Annotated in this window: 8 protein-coding genes and 1 pseudogene; 4 read left to right on the top strand and 5 right to left on the bottom strand. The window is 65.1% G+C overall.

Annotation, left to right across the window (positions count from 1 at the left end; translation table 11 throughout):
* Together VDP82_RS09485 and VDP82_RS09490 are read left to right on the top strand one after the other, a co-directional pair.
* Positions 1–290 (top strand): annotated as a pseudogene (locus VDP82_RS09485) (hypothetical protein); the annotation flags it as partial.
* Between the two features lie 32 nt (positions 291–322).
* Positions 323–751: an Rrf2 family transcriptional regulator gene (locus VDP82_RS09490; RefSeq protein WP_323014608.1), complete on the top strand. Its 429-nt coding sequence runs from the start codon at positions 323–325 to the stop codon at positions 749–751.
* Between the two features lie 121 nt (positions 752–872).
* Here VDP82_RS09490 and purU read toward each other — a convergent pair whose 3' ends face one another.
* The 5 genes from purU to VDP82_RS09515 all read right to left on the bottom strand — a co-directional run bounded on the left by purU (position 873) and on the right by VDP82_RS09515 (position 6,505).
* A complete protein-coding gene (purU, locus tag VDP82_RS09495; protein WP_323014609.1) occupies positions 873–1,727 on the bottom strand; it encodes a formyltetrahydrofolate deformylase in 855 nt (284 codons plus the stop codon).
* 520 nt (positions 1,728–2,247) lie between these two features.
* Entirely contained in the window at positions 2,248–3,060 is an 813-nt protein-coding gene (locus tag VDP82_RS09500; RefSeq protein WP_323014610.1) for an ABC transporter permease subunit, read from the bottom strand.
* Position 3,061: 1 nt separating this feature from the next.
* A complete protein-coding gene (locus tag VDP82_RS09505; protein ID WP_323014611.1) occupies positions 3,062–4,015 on the bottom strand; it encodes an ABC transporter permease subunit in 954 nt (317 codons plus the stop codon).
* 169 nt (positions 4,016–4,184) lie between these two features.
* A complete protein-coding gene (locus tag VDP82_RS09510) occupies positions 4,185–5,339 on the bottom strand; it encodes an ABC transporter ATP-binding protein (protein WP_323014612.1) in 1,155 nt (384 codons plus the stop codon).
* A gap of 62 nt (positions 5,340–5,401) precedes the next feature.
* A complete protein-coding gene (locus tag VDP82_RS09515) occupies positions 5,402–6,505 on the bottom strand; it encodes a polyamine ABC transporter substrate-binding protein (RefSeq protein ID WP_323014613.1) in 1,104 nt (367 codons plus the stop codon).
* Between the two features lie 389 nt (positions 6,506–6,894).
* On the opposite strand from VDP82_RS09515, the gene VDP82_RS09520 reads away from it, so the two are divergent.
* Together VDP82_RS09520 and VDP82_RS09525 are read left to right on the top strand one after the other, a co-directional pair.
* Positions 6,895–7,818, top strand: coding sequence for a pseudouridine-5'-phosphate glycosidase (locus VDP82_RS09520; RefSeq protein WP_323014614.1), 924 nt, complete (start codon positions 6,895–6,897; stop codon positions 7,816–7,818).
* Positions 7,815–8,699, top strand: coding sequence for a sugar kinase (locus VDP82_RS09525; protein WP_323014615.1), 885 nt, complete (start codon positions 7,815–7,817; stop codon positions 8,697–8,699). Before VDP82_RS09520 ends, VDP82_RS09525 begins: the two co-directional genes overlap by 4 nt.
* Positions 8,700–9,012: the final 313 nt, after the last annotated feature.

Below are 9,012 nucleotides of genomic sequence, written 5' to 3' on the forward strand. Positions count from 1 at the left end.
AAGCCGAAGCCGAAGCCGAAGCCGAAGCCGAAGCCGAAGCCGAAGCCGAAGCCGAAGCCGAAGCCGAAGCCGAAGCCGAAGCCGAAGCCGAAGCCGAAGCCGAAGCCGAAGCCGAAGCCGAAGCCGAAGCCGAAGCCGAAGCCGAAGCCGAGCCTTCCGTGCCGGAACCGAAAAAATCCGGGGAGGACGCGACGGCGGGCGGCGCGGCGGCGGCGGTGGAAACCGCCCGGGAGGCGGACGAAAAGCAGGAGCGCGCGGCGCCGCCGGTCATCCCCGAGCCCAGGGGGTAGGGTGCCGCCGGACGCCGGGGTCAGGTGGGTCGATGATTTCGCAGAAAGCCAAATATGCCTTGCGGGCGCTGGTGTCGCTGGCGCGCGCGGGGCAGGGCCATACCCGCATGATCGGCGATATTTCGCGCGAACAGTCCATCCCCAAGAAATTCCTCGAGCAGATCCTGCTCGAGCTCAAGCGCGGCGGGTTCGTGGCCAGCCGGCGCGGGCGCTCGGGCGGCTACGAGCTTTTGCGGGCGCCCGAGGACATCATGTATGGCGAGGTGCTGCGGCTGATCGATGGGCCGATCGCGCCGCTGCCGTGCCTGTCCAAGATCGCCTATCGCAAATGCGACGATTGCCAGGACGAGGCCTCCTGCGAAATCCGGCACGTGTTCGAGCGGGTGACACTGGCCACCCGCGCCGTGCTGGACCGCACCAGCCTGGCCGATTCGCTCAACCTGGAAGAGCTGGCGGTTTAGCCCGAGAAGGCATGCGTGCTGGATCATTTCATTGTTCAGGAGAAACAGTGAAATGATCCAGGCCTTTGTTTTATCGCGTTTCCGAACCGGAAAACCGGTATCCACTTTTCCTGGAAACGCTCTAGCCGAAGACGACGGTCTTCTTGCCGTTGAGCATGACCCGGCTTTCCAGATGCATCTTGACGGCGCGGGCGAGCACGCGGCTCTCGATGTCGCGGCCGGCGGCGATGAGGTCGTCGGGGCTCATGGCATGGGTGACGCGGGCGGTCTCCTGCTCGATGATCGGGCCTTCGTCGAGGTCGGGCGTGACGTAATGGGCGGTGGCGCCGATGATCTTGACGCCGCGCTCATGGGCCTGGTGATAGGGCCGCGCGCCCTTGAAGCTGGGCAGGAAGGAATGGTGGATATTGATGACCTGGCCGAAAAGCCGGGTGGACAGCGTATCGGAAAGCACCTGCATATAGCGGGCGAGCACGACCAGATCGGCTCCCGTGCCGCGCACGATCTCGAGCACCCGGGCTTCCTGCTCGGCCTTGGTGTCGCGGGTCACCGGCAGGTAATGGAAGGGAATGCCGGCGTCCTCGGCTATCTTTCGCGCGTCCTCGTGATTGGAGACGATGGCGGCGACCTCGGCGTCGAGCCAGCCGACGCGGATCTGATAGAGCAGGTGCAAAAGCGTGTGGTCGAATTTGGAGACCATGATGACCAGGCGCTTGCGGCGGCGCTGGTCGAACAGGGCGGTCTGCATCTCGAAACGGGCAATGGGGGCCTTGAGGGCCTTTTCCAGGCTCTCCCCGCCCACCCCTTCGGGCGCGGCAAAGGCCAGGCGCATGAAGAAGCGTCCGGTTTCCCTGTCCCAGAACTGATTGGATTCGGCGATATTGGCGCCCAGCGCCGCCAATTCGGTGGTGACGGCGGCGACGATGCCCGGCCGGTCGATGCAGGAAAGGGTCAGAACGAAATTGGCCGCGGACACGGATAGCCTCCCGAAAAAACGCTGCCAGCGGTATCGGAGGCTTGCGCGCATCCGTCAAGCCCAACAGAAAAGGGCCGCCCTTGCGGACGACCCTTCCCTGAGCTTATCGGCCTCGGTGGGCCGGGAGATGGATGTGGATCAGCGAAGATCACTCCCCGTCGTCACATCAAAACCCAGACCTTTCCCGAGAGCCAAAACCTCATGAGACACTGGATCACCTCCTTTGCTTGCTGTTGAAACCGCAAGGAGTGTGCGCCGGATCGCCGGTTCTGTCCAGCCCTTGGGGGATTTCACGATGATGCCACGGCCACCGGCCGGCTCCTCCCCCTTGGCGGGGGAGGCTGGGAGGGGGTGTTGAGAGCCCGAATATCGGGGCCAAACGCCCCCCACCCTTGATCGAGCCATTCGAGCATAGCTCTCATGGCCTTCTCGCCTCAAATCGCCCCACTGGGGCGATTTGCCCTGAAGGGATGGCTCGAAGCCCCGCAAGGGGAGGGAGACGACTGAACCATCGTGGAAATCAGGCCCGCGCCTTTTTCGGGCGCGTGCGCAATTGCAATATGGTGGCCGCCAGCACACCCAGCGCCACGATGCCGATGATGATGGTGGCCAGCGCATTGACGTCGGGCGAGACGCCCAGGCGCACCTTGGAGAAGATGGCCATGGGCAGGGTGGAGGAGCCCGGGCCGGACACGAAGCTGGCGATGACCAGATCGTCCAGGCTCAGGGTGAAGCCGAGCAGCCAGCCCGAAACCAGCGCCGGGGCGATGATGGGCAGGGTGATGTCGAAAAAGGTGCGCACCGGGGAGGCACCCAGATCCATGGCCGCCTCTTCCAGGCTCCTGTCGAAATCGGACAGGCGCGACTGCACCACCACGCAGACATAGGCGGTGCAGAAGGTGGCGTGGGCGATGACGATGGTCAGCACGCCCCGCCCCTGCGGCCAGCCCAGCAGCCCTTCCATGGCCACAAAGAGCAGCAGCAGCGACAGGCCGGTGATGACATCGGGCATGACCAGCGGCGCCGAGACCATGCCGGTGAACAGGGTCCGCCCGCGAAAGCGCCGGAAGCGCACCAGCGCCACGGCGGCCAGCGTACCCAAGACCAGGGCGATGGTGGCGGCCATGGCGGCGATCTGCAGGCTCAGCAGCGCCGCCCCGATCAATTGCGGATCGCGGAACAGCTCGCCATACCATTTGGTCGAAAAGCCGGACCAGACGGTCACCAGCTTGTTCTCGTTGAACGAGAAGATGACGAGGCTGACGATGGGCGCATAGAGAAAGGAAAAGCCCAGGGCAGCGGCGATGGGCAGAAACCAGCCACGAGACTTCATGCTACTTCTCCACCACGGAACTCTGCACCTTTTGCAGCAGCATGATGGGCACGACCACCACCACGAGCATGGCGCAGGCGACGGCCGCGGCGCGCGGCCAGTTGGCATTGGTGAAAAATTCGTCCCAGAGTACGCGGCCGATCATCAGCGTGCCCGGTCCGCCCAGCAGCGCCGGAATGACGAATTCGCCGATGGCCGGAATGAACACCAGCATGGAGCCGGCGATGATGCCGGGAAGCGAGAGCGGCAGGGTGATCGACAAGAAGGTGCGAAGCGGCCGGGCGCCCAGATCGGCGGAGGCCTCGAACAGCGAGGTGTCGAGCTTCACCAGCGTCGTATAGAGCGGCAGGATCATGAAGGGCAGATAGGAATAGACGATGCCGACATAGACGGCGAAATCGGTCTGCATCATCACCAAAGGCTCGATGCCGAAAACGGCCAGCACCTGGTTTATGACGCCATTGCCGCGCATGAAGCCGGTGAGCGCATAGACGCGCAGCAGGAAGGAGGTGAAGAAGGGCAACACCACCAGCATCAGCAGGATATTGCGCCATTTATCCTCGGCGCGGGCGATGGCATAGGCCATGGGATAGCCCACCAGCAGGGTGATGACCGTGGCGATGGCGGCGATGCGGATGGAGGAGAGATAGGCCGCGACGTAAAGATTGTCGGAAAACAGCCTGATATAGTTGGACAGGTGCAGGGTGAGCTGCACCGTGCCTTCATCGGTGGTGAGCAGGGGCGAATAGGGCGGGCGGCCGAACTGCTTGGTGGCCAGCGAAATGCCGAACACCACCGCCAGCGGAATGAGAAAGAACACCAGCAGCCACAGCGCCGGGGCGGCCAGCACCAGCATGCGGCCGGAAATGCCGACCTTGGCCAGCCGACGCTCGACGGCATTCCACGGGCGCAGGCGCCGGGGCGGGGGAATGGTGGGCTCGTGCGTGGCGGTCATGGGGTGGCTCCTGAGTGGATTCCCCTCATCCGCCCTTCGGGCACCTTCTCCCACAAGGGGAGAAGGGCGGCCTTGCGGTTGGTCGAGCGCCGTGCCTCCCCTCTCCCCTTGCGGGAGAGGATGGATCGGGCGCAGCCCGAGACGGGTGAGGGGGATGTGGCGATCACGCTCATACCGTCAGCACCGAGCCGGCATTGTCGCTCCAGGTGACGTAGACCTTTTCCTCCCAGGTGATGGCGTCGGGATTGCCGCGCACGGAATTGGTCTGGCTGACGCGGATGCGCTTGCCGCTTTCCAGCGCCACTTGGTAGAGCGAGATGTCACCCAGATAGGCGATTTCCTCGACAATGCCGGTGGTGACATTGGCGTCGTTGGGATTGTCGGGGCGCTCGCGGCTCAGCTCCATCTTTTCGGGACGGATGGCCCACCAGAGCAACTGGTCGGGGGCGCAATCGACGCCGTGCCCGACATGGATGTCGCAGCCCAGCTCGGCCGAGCGGATGCGCACATGGTCCGGCTCGTCCTCGGTGACGATGCCTTCCACCATGTTGACCGAGCCGATAAAGCCGGCGACGAAGCGCGAATTGGGAAATTCATAAATGTCGGTGGGCTCGCCGATCATGGCGATCTCGCCCTGGTTCATCACCCCGATGCGGGTGGCCAGCGTCATGGCCTCTTCCTGATCGTGGGTGACGACGATGAAGGTGACGCCCAGGCTTTCCTGGATCTTGACCAGCTCGAACTGGGTTTCCTCGCGCAGCTTCTTGTCGAGCGCGCCCAGGGGCTCGTCGAGCAGCAAAAGCTTGGGGCGCTTGGCCAGGGCCCGGGCCAGGGCGACGCGCTGGCGCTGGCCGCCGGAAAGCTGATGCGGCCGGCGCCTGCCATAATCCTGGAGCTTGACCAGCGACAGCAATTCGGCGACGCGGTCGGCGATCTCGCCGCGCGGCAGGTGGTCGCGCTTCAATCCATAGGCGATGTTCTGCTCGACCGACATATGCGGGAACAGCGCATAGGACTGGAACATCATGTTGACCGGCCGGTTATAGGGCGGCTCGGCGGTCATGTCCTGCCCGTCGATCTCGATGGAACCCGAAGTGGGCGTCTCGAAGCCGGCCAGCATGCGCAGCAGCGTCGACTTGCCCGAGCCCGAGCCGCCCAGAAGGCAGAACAGCTCCGATTTATAGATATCGAGCGAGACATCGTTGACGGCCACCACGTCGCCGAATTTCTTGGAGACGTTGCGGATGCGCACGAAGGGCTTGTTGTTTGCCGGATCGCGCCAGGGGCGGGTGTCGATCGCAAGCTGCTGGGGCTTCTTGGCCATGGCGGTCTCTAGCTTGAAAAGGCCAGGGGATGGCGGATGCCCGCCATCCCCCTGCCGGGCTTTTACTGGCCCGTCTTGATGTTGATCCAGGCGCGGGTCAGCAGATCGTTGAAATCGCTGCCGGGCAGGTCGATGACGAAGGCGTTGGCCATGACTTCGGCGGACGGATAGATGCCCGGATTGGCCCGGATCTCCTCATCCACGAACTCGGTCGCCGCCAGGTTGGGGTTGGCGTAGAACACCGCATTGGTGATGTCGGCCGCCACCTTGGGCTCGAGGATGTAGTTGATGAAGGCATGGGCATTTTCCGGATGCGGCGCATCGGCGGGAATGGCCAGGAAGTCGAACAGGGTCGGCGCGCCTTCCTTGGGAATGACATATTCCACATGGTTGCCCACATTGGCCTCTTCGGCGGCGGCGGCGGCCTGGAAGACGTCGCCCGAATAGCCCAGCGCCACGCAGGTTTCGCCATTGCCCATGTCCTCGATATACTGGGACGAGCTGAAATAGCGGATATAGGGGCGGATCGAGAGCAGCAGCTCCTGGGCCTTGGCCAGATCCTCGGGGCTTTCCGAATTGGGGTCGAGCCCGAGATAATGCAGCACGATGCCCAGCACCTCGGATTGGCTGTCGAGCAGGCTGATGCCGCAGGAGGCCAGCTTTTCGGCATATTCGGGCTTGAAGATCAGGTCCCAGCTGTCGACGGGCGCGTCGGGGCCGAGAATGGCGGCGACCTTGTCGACATTATAGCCATAGCCGATGGTGTTGATCATGTAGGGCACGGCATAGGCGTTGTCGGGATCCTGACCGGCGGCGGTGGCCAGCACGGCGGGATCGAGATTGGCCAGGTTGGGCAGCTTGGACTTGTCGAGCTTCTGGATGAAGCCGGCCTGGATCTGGCGCTTGAGGAAGTTGCCGGTCGGCACGATGACGTCATAGCCGGAATTGCCGGCCTGAAGCATGGTGTCGATGGTCTCGTTCATGTCGTAATAGGCGAAGTTGACCTTGAACCTGTCGCCGTCGGCGCTCTGCTGCGCCTCGAAATTGCTGACGGTGTCCTCGGCCATGTAGTCGGACCAGATAAAGAGGTTGAGAACCTTCTCCTCGGCCAGGACGGGACTGGCGATCAGAAGGGCGCCAAGGGCAAGGGCGAGCGGCTTGTGCATCTGGTGGAGCTCCTGTTCGGTGTGGTCTTGTTGATGGGTTCGGGGACGGGCAGGCTCATGCGCGCCGTCCCGGAGGCTGCGGCGGTCAGGCCGGAATCGTCGATATGGGTAAAGAGCGCTGGAAAGCGCCGGGCGGGTTCGCGGGACTGGACCCCAGGCGGGGCGCGTATCGACCGGCCCCGAAGGCGCGATCAACCATACTCGTCTGCAGCGAAGTACCCTTTCCACGCTCGCGTTTTCTGCGCGCAACCTAGAGCCAAAAACCGGGGGCGACAAGCGGGATGACGCCAAGTTTCCCAAGGGTTGACGCTGCAATGGCGCACGGGGCACAAACAGGGCCAGAAGCGGCCGGCGCGACCGGCCCGAACCAGCCTGAAACGAGGTGTCCCATGAGCGCGAAAGACCATCTTTCCGTCACCCCCGAAGTCGAAGCCGCCCTGGCCGCCGGCAAGCCGGTGGTGGCGCTGGAATCCACCATCATCACCCATGGCATGCCCTATCCGCAAAACCTGGACATGGCGCGCGAGGTGGAGGCGGTGGTGCGCGCCCATGGCGCCGTGCCGGCCACCATCGCCATCATGGAGGGACGGCTCTGCGTGGGTGTTTCGGGCGCGGCGCTGGAAACCCTGGCGGTGGAAGGGCACAAGGCGGCCAAGGCCAGCCGGCGCGACATCGCCGCCCTTGTGGCCAGCAAGGCCATGGCCGGCACCACCGTGGCCACCACCATGCAGATCGCGGCGATGGCCGGCATTCGCCTGTTCGCCACCGGCGGCATTGGCGGGGTGCATCGCGGGGCCGAGGACAGCTTCGACATCTCGGCGGACCTGGAAGAGCTGGGGCGCACGCCGGTGGCGGTGGTCTGCGCCGGGGCCAAGTCGATCCTGGATATCGCCAAGACCCTGGAAGTGCTCGAAACCAATGGCGTGCCGGTCATCGGCTACGGCACCGACGCCTTCCCCGCCTTCTGGGCGCGCGAAAGCGGGTACAGGGTCGAGCTGCGCCTGGACGATCCGCAAAGCGTGGCGCGCCTGCTCGCCATCCAGTCGGACCTGGGCATGGGGGGCGTGCTGATCGCCAACCCCATCCCGCAAGGCGACGCCTGGGAGGCCTCGGCCATCGAAGCCTTCATCGCCCAGGCGCTGGACGACGCCGATGCGCGCGGCATCAAGGGCAAGGCGACGACGCCGTTCCTGTTGCAGCGCATCTTCGAATTGACCGGCGGCAAGTCGCTGCAATCCAATATCGCGCTGGTCAAGAACAACGCCAAGGTGGCCGCCGAGATCGCCGTGGCGCTGGCCGGCACCCGCGCATGAGCCAAAAGGTCCTGGTGGTCGGCGACGTGATGACCGACATCATCGTCGTGCCCGAGGGGCCGCTGGTGCGCGGCTCGGACCGGCGCGCCACGGTGCGCAGCCGGCCCGGCGGCTCGGGCGCCAACCAGGCGGTGTGGCTGGGCGCCATGGGCGCCCGGGTGCTGTTCGCGGCGCGGGTGGGGGAGGCCGAGCGCGGCCGCCATGAGGCGTATTTTCGCGCGCGGGGGGTGACCCCGGTGCTGGCCGGGGACAGCGAGCTGCCCAGCGGGGTGCTGGTGACGCTGGTCGATCCCGATGGCGAGCGCAGCTTTCTCACCGACCGGGGCAGCAATCTCAATCTGTGCCCCGATGACCTGCCCGAAAGCCTGCTCGACGCGGTCGGCATGGTGGTGGTCTCGGGCTACAGCTTCTTTGCGCCCGGCCCGCGCCAGGCGGTGCGGCAGCTTTTCGCCACGGCGCAGGCGCGCGGCATCGCTATCGCCATCGACCCGGCCTCGACCGGGTTCTTGCGGGAAGTGGGGGTGGCGCAGTTCCTGGGCTGGACCGGGGGCGCCGACTATATTTTCGCCAATGCCGACGAGGCGGAATTGCTGACCGGAAAGCGCGACCCCGCCGAGCAGATGGCGGCGCTGGGCGCCCATTTCGGCACGGTTCTGCTCAAGCGCGGCGGGCAGAGCGCCCTGTTGGGCGGGCGTGACGGCGTGCGGCTGGACCTGCCGGCGCCGGCGGTGACGGTAGTGGATTCCACCGGCGCCGGCGATGCCTTCGCCGCCGGGTTCATCGCGGCGAGGCTGGACGGGGCGGATGAGCGCGCCGCGCTGGAAAAGGCCATCGCGGCAGGGGCGCGGGCGGTCCAATCGATCGGCGGGCAGCCGGGATAGCGGGGGCTCGGTGTCTCCACAACTCCGCCTTCCCTTCTCCCCCTTGAGGAAGAAGGGGACCCGAATGGGCGGATGAGGGGGCTTTTCAGAAGCATCGAAGCCGGGGCGAGCGCGGTAGTCCCCTCTCCCGCAGGCAGGGCTATCGCATATGAAAAACTGATCGTCACCGGTGGTTCGGTCATCACCCTCCCCACCGGATAGCGCGCTTGCGCGCTTCCGGCGCAGGCTCTTGCGGGGCTTCGAGCCATCCCGTCAGGGCAAATCGCCCCAGTGGGGCGATTTGAGGCGAGAAGGCCATGAGAGCTATGCTCGA

The sequence above is a fragment of the Devosia sp. genome (assembly GCF_034675085.1).
In the GTDB taxonomy this organism is placed as follows: domain Bacteria; phylum Pseudomonadota; class Alphaproteobacteria; order Rhizobiales; family Devosiaceae; genus Devosia.